General features: G+C 66.3%; 17 protein-coding genes. 9 read left to right on the forward strand and 8 right to left on the reverse strand.

The annotated features are described in order from the left end of the window. Positions 1-25: 25 nt before the first annotated feature. The 5 genes from AC2YJX_RS17610 to AC2YJX_RS17630 are packed head-to-tail and all read right to left on the reverse strand — an operon-like array spanning position 26 to position 6,227. Positions 26-1,354 (reverse strand): ABC transporter substrate-binding protein, encoded by a 1,329-nt coding sequence (locus tag AC2YJX_RS17610; RefSeq protein ID WP_055400011.1) that lies wholly within the window; start codon positions 1,352-1,354, stop codon positions 26-28. Positions 1,355-1,406: 52 nt separating this feature from the next. Further along, positions 1,407-2,483 carry a branched-chain amino acid ABC transporter permease gene (locus tag AC2YJX_RS17615; RefSeq protein WP_055400013.1) on the reverse strand — a complete coding sequence of 359 codons (1,077 nt, stop codon included), beginning with the start codon at positions 2,481-2,483 and terminating at the stop codon, positions 1,407-1,409. Positions 2,484-2,511: 28 nt separating this feature from the next. Further along, complete coding sequence (locus tag AC2YJX_RS17620) at positions 2,512-3,441, reverse strand: branched-chain amino acid ABC transporter permease (protein ID WP_055400015.1); 930 nt, start codon at positions 3,439-3,441, stop codon at positions 2,512-2,514. A 15-nt stretch (positions 3,442-3,456) separates the two neighbouring features. After that, the gene (locus AC2YJX_RS17625) at positions 3,457-4,242 is read right to left on the reverse strand and encodes an ABC transporter ATP-binding protein (protein WP_055400027.1); all 786 of its coding nucleotides are present in this window, start codon (positions 4,240-4,242) and stop codon (positions 3,457-3,459) included. A gap of 38 nt (positions 4,243-4,280) precedes the next feature. After that, on the reverse strand, positions 4,281-6,227 hold the full coding sequence (locus tag AC2YJX_RS17630; RefSeq protein WP_121507718.1) for an AMP-dependent synthetase/ligase: 1,947 nt from the start codon (positions 6,225-6,227) through the stop codon (positions 4,281-4,283). 243 nt (positions 6,228-6,470) lie between these two features. Between AC2YJX_RS17630 and AC2YJX_RS17635 the strand changes: the two genes are divergently transcribed. Both AC2YJX_RS17635 and AC2YJX_RS17640 read left to right on the forward strand, forming a co-directional pair. Next, entirely contained in the window at positions 6,471-8,234 is a 1,764-nt protein-coding gene (locus tag AC2YJX_RS17635) for an ExeA family protein (protein ID WP_487256809.1), read from the forward strand. A gap of 2 nt (positions 8,235-8,236) precedes the next feature. After that, positions 8,237-9,067: a general secretion pathway protein GspB gene (locus tag AC2YJX_RS17640; RefSeq protein ID WP_228897520.1), complete on the forward strand. Its 831-nt coding sequence runs from the start codon at positions 8,237-8,239 to the stop codon at positions 9,065-9,067. A gap of 185 nt (positions 9,068-9,252) precedes the next feature. Here AC2YJX_RS17640 and AC2YJX_RS17645 read toward each other — a convergent pair whose 3' ends face one another. After that, on the reverse strand, positions 9,253-10,431 hold the full coding sequence (locus AC2YJX_RS17645) for an ABC transporter substrate-binding protein (RefSeq protein WP_487256810.1): 1,179 nt from the start codon (positions 10,429-10,431) through the stop codon (positions 9,253-9,255). Between the two features lie 178 nt (positions 10,432-10,609). Between AC2YJX_RS17645 and AC2YJX_RS17650 the strand changes: the two genes are divergently transcribed. Next, positions 10,610-11,323, forward strand: coding sequence for a Crp/Fnr family transcriptional regulator (locus tag AC2YJX_RS17650; RefSeq protein ID WP_199727044.1), 714 nt, complete (start codon positions 10,610-10,612; stop codon positions 11,321-11,323). An 89-nt stretch (positions 11,324-11,412) separates the two neighbouring features. On the opposite strand, the gene AC2YJX_RS17655 is transcribed toward AC2YJX_RS17650, so the two are convergent. After that, complete coding sequence (locus tag AC2YJX_RS17655; RefSeq protein ID WP_228897511.1) at positions 11,413-13,125, reverse strand: methyl-accepting chemotaxis protein; 1,713 nt, start codon at positions 13,123-13,125, stop codon at positions 11,413-11,415. A gap of 396 nt (positions 13,126-13,521) precedes the next feature. Here AC2YJX_RS17655 and AC2YJX_RS17660 point away from each other — a divergent pair, with 396 nt between their 5' ends. From AC2YJX_RS17660 to AC2YJX_RS17685, 6 genes are all read left to right on the forward strand, one after another. Continuing rightward, positions 13,522-14,418: a DUF4394 domain-containing protein gene (locus tag AC2YJX_RS17660; RefSeq protein WP_121507712.1), complete on the forward strand. Its 897-nt coding sequence runs from the start codon at positions 13,522-13,524 to the stop codon at positions 14,416-14,418. After that, positions 14,415-15,071: a methylamine utilization protein gene (locus AC2YJX_RS17665; RefSeq protein ID WP_199727043.1), complete on the forward strand. Its 657-nt coding sequence runs from the start codon at positions 14,415-14,417 to the stop codon at positions 15,069-15,071. Before AC2YJX_RS17660 ends, AC2YJX_RS17665 begins: the two co-directional genes overlap by 4 nt. Further along, positions 15,068-17,437 carry a putative bifunctional diguanylate cyclase/phosphodiesterase gene (locus AC2YJX_RS17670; RefSeq protein ID WP_487256811.1) on the forward strand — a complete coding sequence of 790 codons (2,370 nt, stop codon included), beginning with the start codon at positions 15,068-15,070 and terminating at the stop codon, positions 17,435-17,437. Before AC2YJX_RS17665 ends, AC2YJX_RS17670 begins: the two co-directional genes overlap by 4 nt. A gap of 319 nt (positions 17,438-17,756) precedes the next feature. Next, positions 17,757-18,584, forward strand: coding sequence for a pseudouridine synthase (locus AC2YJX_RS17675; RefSeq protein ID WP_121508843.1), 828 nt, complete (start codon positions 17,757-17,759; stop codon positions 18,582-18,584). A 55-nt stretch (positions 18,585-18,639) separates the two neighbouring features. Next, positions 18,640-19,905, forward strand: coding sequence for an esterase/lipase family protein (locus AC2YJX_RS17680; RefSeq protein ID WP_487256812.1), 1,266 nt, complete (start codon positions 18,640-18,642; stop codon positions 19,903-19,905). Between the two features lie 135 nt (positions 19,906-20,040). Further along, the gene (locus tag AC2YJX_RS17685; protein ID WP_055400141.1) at positions 20,041-20,976 is read left to right on the forward strand and encodes a hypothetical protein; all 936 of its coding nucleotides are present in this window, start codon (positions 20,041-20,043) and stop codon (positions 20,974-20,976) included. Positions 20,977-21,242: 266 nt separating this feature from the next. On the opposite strand, the gene aqpZ is transcribed toward AC2YJX_RS17685, so the two are convergent. After that, a complete protein-coding gene (aqpZ, locus tag AC2YJX_RS17690; protein ID WP_055400143.1) occupies positions 21,243-21,938 on the reverse strand; it encodes an aquaporin Z in 696 nt (231 codons plus the stop codon). Positions 21,939-21,965 lie beyond the last annotated feature (27 nt).

Below are 21,965 nucleotides of genomic sequence, written 5' to 3' on the forward strand. Positions count from 1 at the left end.
GGCAAAGCCGCTCAGGGGGATGTGCTTAGCTCTGGCAGTCCGCAGCGTCGCGGCGCGTCATCTTCTTGTCGGCCAGGTACTTGTCCGCACCGGCCTTGACCATGGGCTTCAAGATCTGCTCATCGGCCTGGTACCAGTCGGACGAGAAGTTCCACTTGCTGCCATCCCAGGTGTGGACGCGCGCCCAGGTGGATCCCATGTGGTCAGCGCAGCTGGTGGACAGCGGACGCATCACGCCGCCAAAGCCCAGCGCATCGAGCTTCTTCTGGTCCAGGGCCAGGTTTTCCATGCCCCAGCGCACTTGTTCGCCGGTCATGACCTTGCCCTTGCCAAAACGCTCCTGTGCGCGGCGCACCGATTCGACGGCCAGCATCTGGATGATCACGCCGCGCGTGTACAGCACCGAGCCCACTTCGTCCTTGGGACCCGTGCCCTGGCCCTTGTCGTGCACGTTCTTCAGGATGTCCTGGATCACCTTGGGCTGCTGGCCCGAGGTGTTCAGTGCCAGCGCGTTGTAGCCCTTGGCGCCTTCGCCCACATCACGCACATCCGGCTCCGCACCGGCCCACCACACGCCATACATCTTGTCGCGCGGGTAGCCGGTGGCCTGGGCTTCCTTGAGGGCGGTGGAGTTCATCACGCCCCAGCCCCACAGCAGCACGTAGTCAGGGCGGCTCTGGCGCACTTGCAGCCAGGTGGCTTTTTGCTCCACGCCGGGTGCGGTCACGGGCAGCATCTGCAGCTCAAAGCCGTGCATCTTGGCGCGTTCTTGCAGCAGCGGGATGGGCTCCTTGCCAAACGGGCTGTCGTGGTACACCAGCGCAATCTTCTTGCCCTTGAGCTTGTCCAGACCGCCGTTGGCCTTGCCAATGTGCTGGATCAGGATGTCGGCGCCTGTCCAGTAGCTGCCCATGAACGGGAAGTTCCACTTGAACGCCTGGCCGTCCTGCGCCACCGACAGGCCATAGCCCAGCGTCATCAGCGGGATCTTGTCCACGGGCGCTTTTTCGGTCAGCGCAAAGGTGATGCCGGTGGCCTGGGGGTCGAACAGAGACACGCCAGGGCGGCTCTTGAGGCGTTCGTAGCATTCCACGCCACGGTCGGTGGCATAGCCGGTTTCGCATTCTTCAAAGGTCAGCTTCACACCGTTGATGCCGCCGTCGCGGGCGTTGATCATCTTGATGTAGTCCTGCTTGCCGTTGGCCCATGGCACACCGTTGGGTGCGTAGGGTCCTGTGCGGTAGGACAGCAGCGGGAAGAACTGCTCCTTGGCTTGTGCGAGGGCGCTCGTCGCAACGGACGAGGCACCGGCAGCAACCACCGCAGCGGCGATCACGAGTTTCGAAAGCTTCATGGATGTCTCCTTTGGATGAATGTGTTGAAGCACGGGGAAAACTGGCAGGGGATCAGTGGGGGAAGGGCCAGAGGCGGAGTTTTTGTTTGGCGGTGGACCACAGCTTGGCCAGGCCATGGGGCTCCACGATGAGGAACCACACGATCAGAGCTCCGAAGATCATCAGCTCGGCATGCGAGACACCGGCGGTGGACACCTCGATGCCAAAGATCCCCATGAAGGCCGGCAGGAACTGGTTGAGCACGATGGGCAGCACCACGATGAAGGCCGCACCAAAGAAGCCACCCATGATCGAGCCGAGCCCGCCGATGATCACCATGAACAGCAGGCGGAACGAAATTTCCACCGAGAAGGCCGCAGGCTCCCAAGCGCCCAGGTGCACAAAGGCCCACAGCGCACCGGCCATGCCCACGATGAACGAGCTGACCGCAAACGCGCTGAGCTTGGCGTACATGGGGCGGATGCCGATCACGGCCGCAGCCACGTCCATGTCACGGATGGCCATCCACTCACGCCCGATGGCGCCGCGCACCAGGTTCTTGGCCAGCAGGGCCACCACCACCAGGATGGCCAGGCAGAAGATGTACTTGCTGGTGGCGCTTTCGATCGGCATGCCCAGCACCTGCAGGTTGGTGACCGACACCGAGCCCGAGTCGGAGTTGTTGGTGAACCACTTGATGCGCAGGAACATCCAGTCGCTGAAGAACTGCGCGGCCAGCGTCGCCACGGCCAGGTACAGCCCCTTGACGCGCAGGCTGGGCAGCCCGAACAGGATGCCGAAGAACGTGGCGCACAGCCCGCCCAGGATCAGGGCCGGGATCAGCGGCATGCCGGGGAAACGCACGAAGAAGTTGTAGGCCCCGTAGGCGCCCACGGCCATGAAGGCGCCCGAGCCCAGCGAGATCTGGCCGCAGTAGCCCACCAGGATGTTCACCCCCAGGGCCGCCAGCGCCATGATGACGAAGGGGATCAGGATGGCACGGAAGATGTAGTCGCTGGCCAGCATGGGCACAGCGATGAAGGCGATGGCCAGGATGATGCCGATGGCAATGCGGTCCTGCGCGATCGGAAAGATCTGCTGGTCAGCGCGGTAGCTCGTCTTGAACTGGCCGTTTTCGCGGTAGAGCATGGAAGTCTCCTGTTCTTGTTGTTATGGGTTACACGCGGTCGATGATCTTTTCTCCGAACAAACCTTGCGGTCTGAACAGGAGGAACACCAGCGCCAGCACATACGCAAACCAGATCTCGATGCCCCCGCCCACGAACGGGCCCAGGTACACCTCGGAGAGCTTCTCGCCCACGCCGATGATCAGGCCGCCGATGATGGCGCCGGGTACCGAAGTCAGGCCGCCCAGGATCACCACCGGCAGCGCACGCAGGGCCACCGTGGTGAGCGAGAACTGCACCCCGAGCTTGCTGCCCCAGATCATCCCGGCCACCAGGGCCACCACACCTGCCACGCACCACACGATCACCCAGATGCGGTTCAAAGGGATGCCGATGGATTGGGCCGCCTGGTGGTCGTCGGCCACGGCGCGCAGTGCGCGGCCGGTCGAGGTTTTCTGAAAGAACACCGACAGCAGGGCCACCAGCGCAGCGGCAATGGCGGCAGCAATCACGTCTTCCTTGTTGATCAGGATGCCGCCCTGGAACACCGTGTCAAAAGCAAAAATGGGCTCCTTGGGCATGCCCACGTCGATTTTGTAGATGTCGCTACCAAACAGCGTCTGGCCCAGGCCTTCAAGAAAGTACGTGATGCCCAATGTGGCCATCAGCAGCGTGGCACCTTCCTGGTTGACCAGGTGGCGCAGCACCAGCTTTTCAATCAGCCAGGCCACCACGAACATGATGGCGCCCGCAATCACGAAGGCGGCCAGGTTGGCCACGATGGGGTTGTCGATGCCGGTCCACTTGGGGATCCATTCGGCAAAGCGGGCCATGGCCAGCGCTGCAAACAGCACCATCGCGCCCTGCGCGAAGTTGAACACGCCTGAAGCCTTGTAGATCAGCACAAAGCCCAGCGCCACCAGCGAATACAGCATGCCAGCCATGAGGCCGCCGATGAGGGTTTCCAAAAAGAATGCCATGAGTTGTTCTCCCGATCAGTGGCTTGTGCCCAGATAGGCACTGATCACGTCTTCGTTGTTGCGCACTTCGTCGGGGCTGCCGTCGCCGATCTTCTTGCCGTAGTCGAGCACCACCACGCGGTCGCTGATGTCCATCACCACGCCCATGTCGTGCTCGATGAGCACGATGGTCGTGCCGAACTCGTCGTTCACATCGAGGATGAAGCGGCACATGTCCTGCTTTTCTTCCACGTTCATGCCGGCCATGGGCTCGTCCAGCAGCAGCACCTGCGGCTCCATGGCCAGGGCGCGGCCCAGGTCCACGCGCTTTTGCAGGCCATAGGGCAGCTGGCCCACGGGCGTCTTGCGAAACGCCTGGATTTCCAGGAAGTCGATGATGTGCTCGACGTACTCGCGGTGGCGGATCTCCTCGCGCTCGGCCGGGCCGATACGCAGCGCCTGCATCAGCAGGTTGCTTTTGATCTTGAGGTTGCGGCCGGTCATGATGTTGTCGATCACGCTCATGCCCTTGAACAGCGCCAGGTTCTGGAATGTGCGCGCCACGCCCATCTCGGCCACCTGGCGCGAGTTCATGTGCGAGAACGTCTTGCCCCGGAAGGTGATCGAGCCGTCCTGCGGCGTGTACACGCCGTTGATGCAGTTGAGCATGGAGCTTTTGCCCGCGCCGTTGGGGCCGATGATGGCGCGGATCTCGTGCTCTTTCACGTTGAACGAGATGTCGGTCAGCGCCTTCACGCCGCCAAACCGCAGGCTGATGTTCTTGACGTCCAGGATGACGTCGCCGATCTTCTTTTTGGTCATGGTGGGGTGTTGCTGCTCGGGCGGGTAGAGAGCGGGTTTCATGCTGCAGCCTTGACGGGCGCGAAGGTCTTTGTGTCCGACAGCTTCAGGGTGGCGCTTACGCTGCCTGTGCGGCCGTCCTCGAACTTGACCTGGGTCTCGATGTACTGCTCGGTGCGGCCTGCGTACAGCGCATCCACCAGCACCGCGTACTTTTCGGCAATGAATCCCCGGCGGACCTTGTTGGTGCGCGTGAGTTCGCCGTCGTCCGCGTCCAGCTCCTTGTGCAGCACCAGGAAGCGGCTGACCTGGCTGCCCGCCAGCATGGTGTCGGTGGCGAGGTCGGCGTTGACCTTTTCGATGCACTCGCGGATCAGCTCGTACACCTCGGGCTTTTGTGCCAGGTCGGTGTAGCCCGCGTAGGGCAGGTTGCGGCGTTCTGCCCAGTTGCCCACGGCGTCGAAATCGATGTTGACCATCACACACACCTTCTCGCGGCCGTCGCCCAGCGCGACCACTTCCTTGATGTGCGGGAAGAACTTGAGCTTGTTCTCCACATACTTGGGCGCAAACATGGCGCCATCGTTGGCGCCGCCCTTGATGCGGCCCACGTCCTTCACGCGGTCAATGATCTTGAGGTGGCCGTGTGCGTCGAGGAATCCTGCATCGCTGGTGTGGTACCAGCCATCGGCGGTGAGCACCTCGGCCGTGGCCTTGGGGTTCTTGTAGTACTCCTTGAGCAGGCCGGCGGACTTGACGAGGATCTCGCCGTTGTCGGCCACCTTGATCTCCACACCGCGAATCGGCACGCCCACCGTGTCGGCGCGCGCCTGGTTGTCGGGCTGCAGGCACACGAACACGGCGGTCTCGGTGGAGCCATACAGCTGCTTGAGGTTGATGCCGATGGAGCGGTAGAACGTGAACAGATCCGGGCCAATGGCCTCGCCTGCCGTGTACGCCACGCGCACGCGGCTAAAGCCCAGGTTGTTGCGCAGCGGGCCGTACACCAGCAGGTTGCCCAGCGCGTACTTGATGCGGTCCAGGGTGCCCACGGGTTCGCCGTCCATGAGGGCGGGGCCCACCCGCTTGGCCACGCTCATGCAGGCGTGGAACATGGCGCGCTTGATGGTGCCTGCGTCTTCCATGCGGATCATCACGCTGGTCAGCAGGCCTTCAAAAATGCGCGGCGGCGCAAAGTAGTAGGTGGGGCCGACTTCCTTCAGGTCGATGGTCACCGTGCTGGCCGACTCGGGGCAGTTGACCACGTAGCCGCAGGCCAGCCACTGGGCGTAGCTGAAGATGTTCTGGCCGATCCAGGCCGGGGGCAGGTAGGCCAGCACTTCTTCGCTGCTGGTGAGCTTGTCGAACTCGGCACCTGCGCTGGCGCGGTCCAGCAGGGTGCTGTGGGTGTGTACCACGCCCTTGGGGTTGCCCGTGGTGCCCGAGGTGAAGAACATCGCCGCCACATCGTCGGGCTGGGCCTTGGCGACCTCGCTCTGGAACCACTGGGGGTTCTTGGCGACGTGCGCCTTGCCTGCTTCGATCAGCGAGTCCAGCGACGCCAGGCCCTGTTCCTCGTAGTTGCGCAGGCCGCGCGGGTCGTCAAAGTAGATGTTCGAAATCTGGGGGCATTGCTCGCGGATCTCCAGCAGCTTGTCCACCTGCTCCTGGTCTTCCACCAGGCAAAAGCGCACTTCGGCGTTGTTGAGCGGGAACACGCATTCGGCCCCCACGGCGTCCTGGTACAGCGGAACAGGAATCGCGCCCAGTGACTGCGCGGCCAGCATGGTGGCGTAGAGGCGGGGGCGGTTGGCGCCGATCACCACCATGTGTTCATGGCGCTGCAGCCCGGCCAGGTGCAGGCCGGCGGCCACCTGCTCCACCAGCCGCACCAGGTCAGCCCAGCTGTGGGTTTGCCAGATGCCATATTCTTTTTCGCGCAGGGCCGGGGCCGTGGGGCGCTCGGCGGCATGCTTGAGCAGCAATTGCGGGAACGTGGTCAACATTGCAGGTTCCTGAAAGTAAGAGGTGTCCGTCCGGTGACTGCCGGGAGCGCGGCCTTGTGGCTGCGTATCTGTGTATGGGATGGATGCTAGGACTGACTTTGACGTCATCTTGTCTTGCCGACGACAATTTACGGGAAACTACTCCTCGGGTAAAACCCTGACGCACTGCGAATGGCCGATTGGCGAGGGTGGCGGACGGGGTATCGCGGAACGCTTCACAGGGGGGCGGTATCCTCACGGGCTATGTACGCCCCGTTCTTCGGCCTTCAGCACCCGCCGTTCTCCATCGCCCCCGACCCCCGCTACCTGTTCATGAGCGAGCGGCACCGCGAGGCGCTGGCCCACCTGCTCTATGGACTGGATGCAGGGGGGGGCTTCGTGCTGCTCACGGGCGAGGTGGGGGCGGGCAAGACCACCGTGTGCCGCTGCTTTCTGGAGCAGATCCCGTCGCACTGCAACGTGGCCTACATCTTCAATCCCAAGCTCACGGTGCGTGAGCTGCTGCGTTCCATCTGCGACGAGTTCGGGGTGCCGCACAAGCCCACCGTGCCGGGCGGTGTGGAAACGGTCAAGGATTACATCGACCCGCTCAACGCCTCGCTGCTGGCGGCGCACGCCGCCGGGCGCAACACCGTGCTCATCATCGACGAGGCACAGAACCTCTCGGCCGACGTGCTGGAGCAGCTGCGGCTGTTGACCAACCTGGAGACCAGCGAGCGCAAGCTGCTGCAGATCATCCTCATCGGCCAGCCCGAGCTGCGCGCCATGGTGGCCAAGCCGTCGATGGAGCAATTGGCCCAGCGCGTGATTGCGCGTTTTCACCTGGGCGCACTGAGCCCGCAGGAGACACAGCAGTACATCGCACACCGCCTGGCCGTGGCCGGGCTCACCGGGCCGCTGCCGTTTGACCGGGGTGCCCTGCGGCGTGTGCATGCGCTCTCGCACGGCGTGCCCCGGCGCATCAACCTGCTATGCGACCGGGCGCTGCTCGGTGCCTATGCGGCTGGCGCGCGGCAGGTGAACCGGGCCATCGTCAACCGCGCCGCGCGCGAGGTCTTCGATGCGCCGGCCTCGGCCGCTGCAGCGCGCAGCGCCCGGCAGGCGGGACTGCCACGCTGGGCTCTGGCGGGCCTGGGTGCCGTGGCGGGTGCTGCAGCGGTGGCGGCTGCGGGCTGGGGCATGGGGGTGTGGCCTGCGCACCGTGGCGGCCCGCAGGTGGCCACCACAGGCCCTGGTGCCGCCGTGGCGCAGGGGGCGGCGTCCAGCTTGGGCGCGAAACCCCCGGCGGCTGCGGCGCCTGCGGCAGTGCTGCCCGCATCCGCTGCGGCTGCCTCCGCCCCGGTAGCTGCCGCGCCCGCTGTACCGGCGTCATCGGCGGCACCGTCTTCTGCGCTGGACCAATTTATGCAGGCCCAGCCTGCCACCGATGCGCCGGCCTGGCAGGCGCTGGCCTCGGCCTGGGGGGCGGCTTTGCCTGCGGGCGCCGATGCCTGCACTACCCTGCCGCGCGAGGGCTTGCGCTGCTACCGCAACCGCCGTGCGGGCCTGAACCTGGTGCGCCAGATCGACCGGCCCGTCCTGCTTGCGCTGTACCCGTCGGAAGAGGCCGAGGCCCCTGTCTCGGTCTTGCTGCGTGGACTGGATGGCGACAACGCCACGCTCGAAGGCGGCAGCCGCAGCTTGCGCGTGCCCGTGGCCGAGCTGGCCCAGGTCTGGCGCGGCGAGATTGCCACGCTGTGGCGCGCCCCGGTGGGCATGCCCGACCGGGGCGAGATCACCGATTCACCGGCGGGCGCGGCATGGCTGGACCAACGGCTGGCGAGCAAGGCCGCCGGTGGCTCGGGCCCCGGCAGCAAGCCGGTGACACCCGCTCAGCGCCAGTCGCGCATCCACCGGTTCCAGCTGGCCCAGGGCGTGACGCCCGACGGCCGCGCCGGCCCCCTGACCCTCATGCTGCTCAACCGCGCCACGGGCGTGAACGAGCCACGTCTGCGGAACACGCCTTAACCATGTCCTACATCCTTGATGCCCTGCGGCGTGCCGATGCCGAACGCGGCCGGGGCGCCGTGCCGGGCCTGCACACGCAGGCTGCGCCCACTTCTGGCGCTTCCTCCATGCCGGGTCAGGCCGGGCCGATCAACCTGTGGTTTGTCGCAGCGGGCGTGGTCGGAGCCGCTGCGCTGGCGGCCGGCGGCACCTGGTGGGCCCTGCGGCCCCAGGCCCCGGCTGTGGTGGTGGCAGCGGCCCCGGCTGTGCCAACGCCCGCTGCCGTGGCGCCCCCCGTGGCAGCGCCAACCCCGCTGCCGCCCCCCGTGCCCGCGCCGGAGCCTGCCCCGGCACCCGCACCCGCACCGATGGCACCGCTTGAGCCCCGCAGCGCCGACAAGCGCCCGGCAGACAAACGCAGCGCAGCACCTCAGCCACCCCCGCGTGAACGTGAGCGGCCCGTGGCCTCCGTGGTGGTGGCGGCTCCTGCGGCGGCCCGCGCCCCCGCAGCCGAGCAGCCCGCGCGCCCGCGCAGCCCGGCAGCTGCGCCCGCCCCCCAGGCCCCCTCAGCGCCTGCGCCACGGCCGTCACCAGACGCCGGAGTTGCACCACCGCCCGCCAGCCCCGTGTTTGCGCAGGGAGACCTGCCCGAGGCCTTGCGCACGCAGTTGCCTGCGCTCAAGGTGACGGGCGCCACCCATTCGAACAATCCGGCCTACCGCATGGCCATCGTCAACGGACAGGTGCTGCACGAAGGCGACCAGGCGGCACCCGGCCTAGTGCTGGAAAAGATCGAGCCTGGGCGTACTGTCTGGTCGTTCAAGGGCTACCGGTATGGTGTGGCGGCGCAGTAGTAAAAAAATCAGTTAAAACAGCCTCTAGCGCTTATCCTGTAAGCGCTAATAGCTATCTATTTGATAATTGTTTTGTGAGGCGCTGTGCTTTCAACACCTAGCTCCACGCAAAGCGAGAGCCACGGTGGAGTCGGCGTCACCGGCCCACCAGCGTCCGGGTGGGGGCGGCGCAGCAACCCCGGGGATCACCGGATAAACCTGCCGTCGCGCCCCACCAGCGTCAGCTCCACAAACCGCGATGCATTGCGGTCGGGGGTGCTGGCGTTGATCTCGAAGCCACCCAGGTCCCACTTCTTGAGGTTCCAGGTGGCGTCGATGAAAGCGGCTCGTGTGGGGTTGCGGCCCGCGCGCTGCAGGGCCTCGGCAAAGACGCGGGCGTTGATGTAGCCCTCCAGCGCCAGGTGCGAGGGCTCGGCCGCGGCGCCCGAGGCCTTCCAGGCGGCCTGGAAGTCGCGCACCACCGGCATGACCACGTTGGAGGGCAGGGGCACGACCTGCGAGATGGCCATGCCCGTGGCATCTGCGCCCAGGGCCTTCACCGTAGCGGGGGTGCCCATCACCGACAGTGCATACAGCGTCACGCCGCGCTTGATGGCGCGAAACGCCTTCACGAATTCCAGCGTGGGCTTGCCTGCCAGGCCGATCACGATGGCTTCGAGATTGCCGCTTGCCAGTTTGGTGGCTGCGGCGCCGGCATCCGACGCGTTGTTTTCGACCGTCACCGTCAGCGCCTCGGGCAGCTTGAGGCGGTCCATCGACTGTTTGGCGGCGGTAAAGATCTCTTTGCCGAACGCGTTGTTCTGGTAGACGATGCCGATGCGCTGGATGCCGATGGTAGACAGGTGTTGCACCAGCTTTTCGGCCTCGTCGGCGTAGCCGGCGCGAATGTTGAAGACACTGCGGGCCTTGGTACGGCTCAGCTGGGCGCCGGTGAAGGGCGCGAAAAACGGAATGCCACTCTCGATCACCTTGGGCAGCATGGCGTCGATCATGGGGGTGCCCATGCAGTTGAACAGCGCAAAGTACCCAGGGTCTGCCAGGAACTGCTCCACATTGGCCAGCGCCTTGGGCACATCGTAGGTGTCGTCCTGCGTGACCAGTTCAATGGTCTTGCCGTGGATGCCACCCCGTGCATTGATGCCCGCAAACGCCGCCTTGGCACCCTGGTGCATGGCCGACCCGAGATCGCCCAGCGGGCCGGTGAGGGCGGTGGACTGTGCAATACGGATGGTCCCTTCCTGTGCGCGGGCGCTGCCCAGCCCCAGCCAGGGCAGGCTGATGGTGGCGGTCGCGGCAGCCAGCAACTGGCGCCGGGCGATGTGGGACGGTGGTCGGGCGGTGGTCGGGGGCAGGTCGGCGGGCATGTGTGTCTCCTCAAAAGGCCCGGGCCTGCGCAGCGGCGGCCGGGGGAGGCGACATCATCCAATCACGATTGGCATTTTTTTGTCGGTCTGGCGACAATTGGGATCGTGGTATTCCCGCACTTCCCCATCGCGGCAGACTGCCCTTTTTCATGAGAACCTTCGCGCCATGGACTCACGCATGAACCAGGATCTGTCTTTGCACCAGCGTCGTCGGCCGCCCACGGCGGATGAGCTGGACGGCATTCCCTGGCTGCGACTGCTGCTGCCCGCCGAGCGCGAGCGCGCTGTGGCCTCGTTGCTGGTGGGGGATGCCAAGGCGGGCGACTATGTGTGCCGCGTGGGGCGCCCGGTGACCTACTGGTTTGGTGTGGTCGAGGGCCTGCTCAAGATGAGCACGGACAACGCCCAGGGCCAGACCATGACGTACGCGGGCCTGCCGCCGGGCGGCTGGTTTGGCGAGGGCACCACCATCAAGCGCGAGCCCTACCGCTACAACATCCAGGCGCTGCGCAAGAGTGTGGTGGCGGGGTTGCCGATTGACAGCTTTCACTGGCTGCTGGACCACTCCATCGGCTTCAACCGCTTTGTGATGAACCAGCTCAACGAGCGCCTGGGCCAGTTCATCGCCGCGCGCGAGATCGACCGTCTGAACAACCCCGATGTGCGTGTGGCCCGCAGCCTGGCGTCGCTGTTCAACCCGGTGCTGTACCCGGGCGTGGGCGAGGTGCTGCGCATCACGCAGCAGGAGCTGGCCTATCTGGTGGGTCTGTCGCGCCAGCGCGTGAACGAGGCGCTAGCCGCGTTGGAAGCGCAGGGCGCCATCCGTGTGGAGTATGGCGGCCTGCGTGTGCTGGACCTTGCTGCGCTGCGGTCGAGCGTGTTTCCCCCCTGAGGCGCTCGGCGCCTGGGGGCGACGCCCTCGCTGCGGGGCGGCCCTTGCTGGGCGTCCCTGGCGTGGGGCGCGCCGGTTTCAAAGTCCGGTTAGCTGCGCGGCAGGGCGCGGGGGCGGGAAGGTGGCGAGGACAGGGGGCGGCTGCCGGTGGTGCGGGCTGGGGCGGGCACAGCCATTGGCGATGCTGAGGGGCTGCCTGCCCCCCAGCTGTTGTCATCGCCGCCGTCGCGCGTGAGGCGGAAGGTGCCCACCATTTGTGTGAGGCGCCCGGCCTGGTCTTTGAGGCTGTCGGCGGCGGCGGCGCCTTCTTCCACCAGCGCCGCGTTCTGCTGGGTCATTTCTTCCAGCGCACCCACCGAGTGGCTCACGTGGCCAATACGCTGGCTTTGCTCCTGTGTGGCGGCGGTGATCTCGCCCATGATGTCCGACACACGGCGCACCGAAAGCACCAGTTCTTCAATGGTCTTGCCGGCGTGGTTCACCAGGGTGCTGCCTTCCTGCACCTGGTCTACGCTGGTACCGATCAGCGCCTTGATCTCGCGCGCGGCATTGGCCGAGCGGCCCGCCAGGTTGCGCACCTCGCCGGCCACCACGGCAAAGCCCCGGCCTTGTTCGCCTGCACGGGCTGCTTCGACTGCCGCATTCAGCGCGAGGATGTTGGTCTGGAACGCAATGCCGTCGATCACGCTGATGATGTCGGCGATCTTGCGCGAGCTGGCGCTGATGGTGTCCATGGTGCGCACCACCTGCGACACCACCTCGCCGCCGCGCGTGGCGGCATCCGATGCGGTGGACGCGAGCTGGTTGGCCTGGCGGGCCGAGTCGGCGCTCTGCGACACCGTACCGGTCAGGTCCACCAGCGAGCTGGCCGCGCTTTGCAGGTTGTGCGAGGTTTGTTCGGTGCGCTGGCTCAGGTCCAGGTTGCCCGAGGCCACTTCCGAGCTGGCGACCAGGATGGAATCTGCCGTCTGGCCAATCTCACCCACCAGGGTGCGCAGGCGTTCCTGCATGGCGGCGATGGCTTCGAGCAGGCGGCCGGTTTCGTCGTGGATGCGCACTTCGACCTGCGAGGTGAGGTCGCCGCGCGCAATGCGTTCGGCCACCACCACGGCGCGGCCAATGGGGGCCGTGATGCTGGTGGTGATGCGCCAGGCAATCAGCGCGCCCAACCCAATGGCCAGCAGCACCAGCAGCCCGCCCACCACGCGGGCCTGGCTCTGCGTGTGCTCGGCCGATGCAGTGGCTTCGGCATTCAGCGTGTTTTGCAGGTCGATGAGTTCGCCCAGTTTGGTGCGCCAGGCGGTTTCGGCGGGGGCCACGCGGGTCATCAGCGCCAGGGTGGCGCTCACGGTATCGCCGTCGTCGGCGGCCTTGATGGCTGTGTCCAGTTCGGGGCGGGTCTTCTTGCCCAGGGCCTGCACTTCGCCCAGCAGTTTGATCTCGGTGGGGGTGGCGTTGGCGGGGGTCAGCAACTCCGCCAGCGCGGCTTCCTGGGTCGCATACAGCTTGAGCGTCTTGGCCACAGCATCAATCTGTTCGCGGGCCTGTTTGGGGTCGATGTCGTTGAGCATGGCCGCCGACCGGCTCTGAATGCCTATGGCGCTCACACTCTCCAGCATGCCATTGACCAGCTTGGCCTTGTTGGCGCCGATGCCCGTGATCTGGCGCATCTGCTCGTGCACCTTGCCCACCGAGAGCTGGCCCACGGCGGCCACCGCCACCAGCAGCACCAGCATGCAGCCAAAGCCCAGGCTCAGCCGGCTGGAAATCGACAGGGATTTGAGTGACGTTGCGGCCTGCATGGTGTTCCTTGGAGTCTCTGGGGACAATGAATCGTGTGGGGAGAACGAAGCAATAAGGGTGCCCGTGTCAGCCACCTGCTGAATGGCCTTGGTCTGCGTCCGGGTTCAAGGCAGTGTAGGCACAAATTACAAAATGTGTCATGACGCTTGCGGATAGTGGTATGCCCAATGTGCATGGGCTCGTTGTTACAAATTGGCGGGCAGTTTTTTGCCATTTGTGAAAGCGTATGGCGGTATTGTTGCTTCGCAAGATTGCAGATAGAACTGGTGTTTACGCCTGTATTTAAGGCATCAAATGCTATACAAAATATAGCAATCCACTTTCCTTGGATTGCTCTGTGGCCACGCGGGAGTGGCCCATCAGGTATAAATCCGTTACAGATGCGAGGCCCCACGATGAAAGCTCTTTCCTTCCCCTTGGTGCGCCACATGGCTGCTGCAGCGCTGGTAGGCGCCGCGCTGGCGGGTTGCGCCACCGCACCCGCGCCAGAATCCAGCCAGCGCGAACTGGTCGTTGCGATCACGGCCTCGCACGAACTCATCACCTTCCACGCCGGCCAGCCAGACCGCATCCTGGAGCGGCGCCCCGTCACGGGTCTGCCCACAGGTGAGCGGCTGGTGGGTATCGACTTTCGGGTGGCGCGTGGCGTGCTCTATGCACTCTCTCAGGCGGGCCGCCTGTACACGCTCGACATTCCCACTGGCGCGCTGCGCCCCGTGGGGCCAGCACCAGCGGTCCTGGGCTTGCGGGGCACGGCCTTCGGCTTCGATTTCAACCCTGCGGCCGACCGGATCCGTGTGGTGTCGAACACGGGCCAGAACCTGCGCCTGCACCCCGACACCGGGGCTGCCGTGGATGGCGACCCGGCCGTCGAGGGTGTGCAACCCGATCCGGCCCTGCGCTATGCGTGGAGCGACACCCACGCCGGCCGCAATCCCGACATCGCAGGCGCCGCCTATACCTACAACGCCCAGGACAGCAAGATCACCACCAACTACGCCATCGACCGGACCCTCGGCGTGCTGGTGATGCAGGGCTCACGCGAAGGCACCACGCCTGTGGTGTCGCCCAACACCGGCCAGCTGCGCACCGTGGGGTCGCTGGGGCTGCCACGGCTCACCGACGTGGCGTTCGATATTTCGGACGTCGGCAATACCGCGCTGATTGCGGTGCGCACTTCGGTAGACAGCCACACGCGGCTGCACCTCGTAGACCTGCGCACAGGGGCCACCCGGCCGCTGGGCACCGTGGGTGAAGGCGCCCCCCTGCTGGGCATGGCCATCGAACCATGACCACCAGCTGCCATGCCCAGCGCACCAGGGCTTTGTCTGCGCTGACCGGCGTGGTTGTGGTGTTTGTGGCGTGTCTGGCAGGCCTGCCCACCGCTGCCCAGGCTGCCACAGTGCAGGTGGAGGTGCTGGATGCGGCGGGCAGGCCGCTGCCAGACGCCGTGGTGTTTCTCGAATCCGCCGATGCCCGCAAGGCGGTCAGGCCGCTGTCCGGGGCGGAGATGGCGCAGGAAAAGCGGCAGTTTGTGCCCGGCGTGCTCGTGGTGCCCGTAGGCACCGAGGTGCGGTTCCCCAACCATGATTCGGTGCGCCACCACGTCTATTCGTTCTCTCCGGCCAAGAAGTTCGAACTCAAGCTCTATACAGGCACGCCTTCCAACCCTGTGCTGTTCGACCGCCCTGGGGTGGCCGTGCTGGGCTGCAATATCCACGACCAGATGGTCGGCTGGATTGTGGTGGTGGACACCCCGTACTACGCCCGCACACCTGCCGCACCGGGCCGGGCGCAGATCGACAACGTGCCGCCCGGCACCTACACCTTGCGCACCTGGCACACGCGGTTGCCCGTGGGCGCGCCCGCGCAGGAGCAGGCGCTCACGGTGCCCGCCACGGGTGCTGCGGCGGCATCGGTGCGTTTGGCAGGGCTGCAGCCTTGAACCGGAAGAAGCTGTGCGAACTGGGGCGCAGCCTGATCTTGCGGCTGATTGGGCTCACGTTGCTGCTGCTGCTCATCGTGCAGGCTGCAGGTTTTGCCGTGGTGCGCGCCACCATCGAGCGCAATGCCCGTGCGCAGATTGCCCAGGCCCTGGACCTGGATGAAAACGTCTGGCGCCGTCTGTTGGAGCAGAACGCCGACAAGCTGCGCCAGGGTTCGGCCTTGCTGGCCGCCGACTACGGTTTTCGCTCGGCCGTGAATTCGGGCGACGAGGAGACCATCCAGTCGGTGCTCGAAAACCACGGCAACCGCATTGGCGCGGCGGTCACCGCGCTGCTGGGCACCGACCTGGAACTGCGCGCGGTCAGCCTGGCGGGCAACATGGAGGCGTTTCCGGCCACCTTGCGCGCGCTGGTGCCGCCGCTGGCCGCCCAGCCGCAGGGCAGCCAGATCGCGGTGATGGGCGGCGTGCCCTACCAGTTCGTGATGGTGCCGCTGCGCGCACCGGTGGTCATTGGCTGGGTACTGATGGGGTTCCCGGTCAACCAGCCGCTGGCCGATGAGATGCGGCAGCTGCTGGCTGTGCACGTGGCGCTGGTCGTGAAGGGCGAGGACGGCAGGGCCAAGGTGCCCGTCAGCACGCTGCCGCCAGGCTCGCTGGCGCTGCTGCAGCGCGAGGGTGTGCCCTCTGGCGAGCTGCAGACGCCCGAGGGCATCCTGCTGGCGAGGGCCATTCGCCTGGACAGCGTGGGGGGCGAGGTGCAGGCGCTGCTGCTGCGGTCGGTGGAGGAAGTGCTCGCCCCCTACCGGCAGCTGCAGGTGCTGCTGGCCATCATCACCGTGGCGGGGGTGATGTTGTTTGCGGTGGGCACGGGGCTGGTCGCACAACGCCTGACCACGCCGCTGCGCTCGCTGCTGGCCGCCACGCAGCGGCTGTCGCGCGGTGAATACGATGTGCCGCTGGAACACACCGACCGCAGCGACGAGATTGGCAACCTCGCACGTTCGTTCGATCACATGCGCAGGGACATTGCTGCGCAGCAAACCGAGGTCCGCCGCCTGGCGTACTGGGATCGCCTCACCGGCCTGCCCAACCGGGAGCGCTTTCGCGAGGCTGTGGTGCTGGCCATTGCGCGCAGCACCGACGGCGCGGTGCCCCCGAACCCGCTGGCCGTGCTCACGCTCGACCTGGACCGCTTCAAACACGTGAACGACGTGCTCGGCTATTCCTTTGGTGACCGCCTGCTGCAGGCGGTGGCCGAGCGGCTGCGCCAGCAGGTGCCATCGCCCGACAACATGGTCGCCCGCCTGGGCGGCAACGAATTCGCCGTGCTGCTGCGGGGCGCCGATGCGGCCACCGCCCATGCCACGGCGCTGCGCATCACCCAATCGTTCGAAGAGCCGCTGGCCTTCGAGGACCAGACGGTGGACCTGAGCGCTGGCATTGGCATTGCCTGCTGGCCTGGCGATGCCGACGATGCCGACACGCTGCTGAGCCGCTCCGAGATCGCCATGTATGCCGCCAAGCGAAGGCTCAGCGGGGCACAGCAGTACGACGCCTCATTTGATTCGGCCAGCGCGCAGACCCTGTCGCTGCTGACCGAGCTGCGCCACGCGGTGGAGCACCACGAGCTGCGCCTGTACCTGCAGCCCAAGGTGCCGCTGCACGGGCAGCCCGGCCGGGCTGCCGAGGCCCTGGTGCGCTGGCAGCACCCGCAGCGCGGCCTGGTGCCGCCCATGCAGTTCATTCCGTTTGCCGAACAGACGGGGTTCGTGCGGCAGCTCACGCTGTGGATGTTCGAAGAGGTGGCGCGCCTGCTGGCCGACCCGCGCACCCAGGGCCTGGCGCTGCGGGTGTCGGTCAACCTGTCCACACGCGATCTGCTCGACCCGGAACTCAGCACCCGCCTTGCCGACATTCTGGTGCGCCATGGCGTGCCGGCCAGTGCCTTCTGCCTGGAGATCACCGAAAGCGCCATCATGGACGACCCCCAGCGCGCCGAGGCCATGCTCAACCGGCTGTCGGAGCAGGGCTTCAAGCTGTCGATTGACGACTTCGGCACCGGCTATTCCTCGCTGGCCTACCTCAAGCGCCTGCCGGTCCATGAGCTCAAGATCGACAAGTCGTTTGTGATGGGCATGGAGACGGGCGAGGACGACGCGATGATCGTGCGCTCGACCATCGATCTGGCGCACAACCTGGGGCTCACCGTGGTGGCCGAGGGGGTGGAAACCGCCGCCATTCTGGAGCGCTTGCGCACCTTGGCGTGCGATGAGGCGCAGGGCTATCACATTGCACGACCACTGCCGGTCGATGATTTCCTGGCCTGGCAAGAGGGGCAGGCGCATCAGGTGCGCCAGGGGTAAGTTTCTTTAGTTCTTGGTCTGCCAGGCCCCGCAGGCGAAAATACGCGCAATGTCTTCTCCTTCCAGTTCTCGCCCGCCTGCCGGCCCCGCTGCTGCCCCTGCGCCTGCTGCAAGTGCCAGCGCACCAGCGGCACCCGCAACCCGTCCTGTTCTCCGCCGTCCCGCCGTGGCCGCCAAAGCCGCTCCCGTCCGGCCTGCGCTGCCGCCGCGCGCTGCCAGGGCGCCCGCGCCCCCCAACTACCGCACGGCGTCGGGCTCGTTTGTTGCGCCCATCAAGCAAGCGCCCGAACGGGCGTCCGCGACGATCACCGTGAACGGCATGGTCAGCTCCCGCCTGAACAAGCGCATGGCCGAGCTGGGCCTGTGCTCGCGGCGCGAGGCGGACGACTGGATCGCCCAGGGCTGGGTGAAGGTCAATGGCCAGGTGGCCGAGATGGGCGTGCAGGTGTTGCCCACCGACCGCATCGACGTAGACAAGGTTGCCCAGGGTTTCCAGGAGCAGCGCGTCACCATCCTGCTGAACAAGCCCATCGGCTATGTGAGCGGCCAGGCCGAGGATGGTCACACGCCCGCGGTGGCACTGATCAACCCCCGCACGCACTGGCGTGACGACCCCAGCCGCAACCGATTTTCTCCGCCGCAGTTGCGTGGCCTGGCGCCTGCGGGGCGGCTCGATATCGACTCGGTGGGCCTCTTGGTGCTGACCCAGGATGGTCGGGTGGCCCGGCAGATCATTGGTGAGGACTCCGAGATGGAAAAGGAGTACCTGGTGCGCGTCGTTTACCAGGCACCGGGTCAGGTGGTGCCACGCCATCCCAGTGAGCGCTCCGCGCCGCTGCAGGAGATTGACGAGCGCGATCCTGTCAGCACCAATGTGCAGGCGGTGTTTCCCCCCGCGTTGCTGGCCCGGCTGCGCCACGGCTTGAGCCTGGACGGCGAGCCGCTCAAGCCCGCCAAGGTCGATTGGCAGAACCCCGAGCAACTGCGCTTTGTGCTCACCGAAGGCAAGAAGCGCCAGATCCGCCGCATGTGCGAGCTGGTGGGCCTCAAGGTGGTGGGGCTCAAGCGCATTCGCATCGGCCGCGTCACCCTGGGCAATCTGCCGGTGGGGCAGTGGCGCTACCTGTCTCCCAGCGAGCGGTTCTGAGTACCACCAGGCTCCCCGCGTCACCGCACTGCATCCCTTGAACGGAGCCTTCTCCATGCCTACCCCACCGCGACCGCGCGCTGATGCTGCCAACGCCGCCAAACCCCATCCGCTGCGCCAGTTGCGTGCGTCGGACTTGCGGGGAGTGGCGCGGTTGGCCACACAGGCCACCACGGGCATCAGCCGCGTGGCCGAGGGGGTGCACCAGTCGGTGCTGGGCACGCTGGGCCTGCCTGGAGGGGCGCAGCCGGGCCAGGCGCGCGGCCTGACCGGGCTGGTCTACCAGAGCATTCGGGGCGTGACACGCTTGGTGGACGCGGGCCTGCAGGCAGGTCTGGCGCGGCTGGAGCCGTTTTTTGAACCCGATGCGCCGCCCACCGCAGTGCAGTGGGAGCGCGAGGCCGTGCTCGCCGCCCTCAACGGCGTGATGGGCGACCGCCTGCAGCGCGACGACAACCCACTGTGCACCCGCATGGGGTTCTACCGGGATGGGCTGCCTTTGGACCTGCCCGCCTTGGCCGCCAGCGGCCGGGCCACGGGCAAGCTCTTGGTGCTGGTCCATGGCCTGTGCATGAACGATCTGCAGTGGCTGCACCAGGGCCATGACCATGGCGCCCACCTTGCGCAGGCGCTGGGCTATACGCCGGTCTACCTGCGCTACAACACGGGCCTGCACACGTCCGCCAACGGTGCCGAGCTGGCCGCCCAGCTGGAATCCCTGGTGGCGGCCTGGCCCGTGCCCGTGAAGGAGGTAGCGGTGCTGGCCCACAGCATGGGCGGCCTGGTGGCCCGCAGTGCCTGCCACCAAGCGGCGGCTGCGGGGCAGGGCTGGCAGGCGCTGCTGCGCCACCTCGTATTTTTGGGAACGCCCCACCATGGCGCACCGCTGGAGCGCGCAGGGCACTGGGTGGACACCCTGCTGGGCAGCACGCCGTATTCCCGGCCGTTTGCCCGGCTGGCGCAGCTGCGCAGCGCGGGCATTACCGACTTGCGCCATGGCCATGTGCTGGAGGCCGACTGGCAGGGGCGTGACCGCTTCGTGCGGCACCCTGACCGGCGCACCCCCGTGCCCCTGCCCGATGGGGTGGCCTGCCATGCTGTTGCCGCCACGCTGGCGGCGCGGCGCAGTCCGGCGGCCGAGCGGCTGGTGGGGGACGGGTTGGTGCCATTGCACAGTGCCCTGGGCATCCATGATGATGCGAAACGAACCCTGGGTTTTGCCAAGAGTCGGCAAGCCGTGTTCCACCGGATGGGCCACCTGGCGTTGCTGGGAGATGCGGGTGTGGCGCAGCAGGTGGAGCAATGGCTGCAGCCTGCGTGAAGACAAGCAAAAAACAGGCAACACGGCAGAACCGGAAAAGCGGTTCGGATGGCCTGTTTTTCCCCGCCAGCGGTCTTGCCGGGTGTGAGGCCACCGCTACCATGTGGCCACGAGATATGTAACAAGGAGAAGCTAGTGAGTGACGTGAAATACCGCCTGGTAACCCGCAGCGACTTTGACGGCTTGGTGTGCGCCGTGCTGCTCAATGAGCTCAACCTCATCGACGAGATCACCTTCGTCCACCCCAAGGACATGCAGGACGGCAAGATTGCCATCACCAGCCGTGACATCACCACCAACCTGCCCTATGTGCCCGGGGCCCATTTGGTGTTCGACCACCACGAGTCCGAAACGGTGCGCAATTCGGGGCGGCGCTCCGAAAACCACATCATCGAAGCCCATGCCCCCTCGGCAGCCCGTGTGGTCTACAACCACTACGGCGGCAAGGCGGCCTTTCCGCGCATCACCGACGAGATGATGGCGGCGGTGGACCAGGCCGACTCGGCCCAGTATTCGCGCGAAGACATCCTCGACCCCCAGGGCTGGGTGCTGCTGAACTACATGATGGATTCGCGCACGGGCCTGGGGCGCTTTCGCGAATTCCGCATCAGCAACTACGCACTGATGATGGATCTCATCCAGTACTGCCGCGACCACACCATTGAAGAGATCCTTGCCCTGCCCGATGTGCAGGAGCGCGTGCAGCTTTACCGCGAACACGCCCCCAAGGCCCAGGAGCAGTTGCAGCGCTGCGCCATCCGCATCGGCAAGCTGGTCGTGCTCGATCTGCGCGAGGAGGACACCATCTGGGCCACCAACCGTTTCATGATCTACGCGCTGTTCCCTGACTGCAACATCTCCATCCACGTGATGTGGGGGTTGCAAAAACAGAACACGGTGCTGGCCACCGGCAAGTCCATCCTGGACCGCAGCAGCCAGGTTCACATCGGCAACCTCATGCTGGAGTTTGGGGGCGGTGGGCATGCGGCAGCGGGCACCTGCCAGGTGGCCAATGACAAGGCCGACCAGATCCTGCAGTCGCTGGTGCAGCGCATCACGCTGGAAGGCTGACGGGGCAGGCCGCCACAAGGCCCGCATGGTTTGCATTCAACCGGAATGCCAGGCTGGAAGCTGCCGACAGTGCTGTAGCGCGGCAAGGCACGTCGCACCAGTGATCCCTTGCGCTTCGCGCCACCCACGGCGCACGAAGCTGGCGCGGCCCAGGCCAGTGCTCCCGCGCAAGGGCCGCCCCGCCGCGCTGGGAGCGTCCCCCTCCCGGCTCGCGCAGCGAGGCGAGAGAGGGGGAAGGCGCGAAGCGACTCAGGGGGTGTTTCACTTCAGTCGTCGCTCAGCAGCGCGCGGTAGATGGCAGCGCCCAGCAGTGCGCCTGCAATGGGCGCGGCCCAGAAGACCCACAGTTCCGACAGCGCATAGGCTGGGCCAAACAGCGCCGGACCGGTGCTGCGGGCCGGGTTGACCGAGGTGTTGGTCACCGGGATGGAGATCAGGTGGATGAGCGTGAGGCACATGCCGATGGCCAGCCCGCCAAAGCCGCTGGCCGCGCGTTTGGCCGTGGCGCCCAGGATCACGATGAGGAAGATGGCTGTCAGCACGACCTCCGTCACCACGGCGGCCATCAGCCCATAGCCGCCTGGGGAGTGTTCGCCATAGCCGTTGGTGGCAAAGCCCCCGATGTCTGCGCCCGGCTTGCCCGTGGCAATGAGGTACAGCACGGCCGCTGCAGCAATGGCGCCCAGCACCTGGGCCACCACGTAGCCCGGCAGCTCGGACGCCTTGAACCGGCCCCCCAACGCCAGCCCTACCGACACGGCAGGGTTGAAATGCCCGCCCGAGATCGGCCCCAGCGCATAGGCCCCGGTCAGCACGGTGAGGCCAAATGCCAGGGACACGCCGACAAAACCGATACCCAGCTGCGGGAATGCGGCAGCCAGCACGGCGCTACCGCAACCGCCAAATGTCAGCCAGAACGTGCCGAGGAACTCAGCGGACCATTTTTTCAGGGATGTGGGCATGGCAAGAGGGCTCCGGAAGAAAGGGGG

This window comes from Acidovorax sp. SRI_002 (assembly GCF_057586455.1).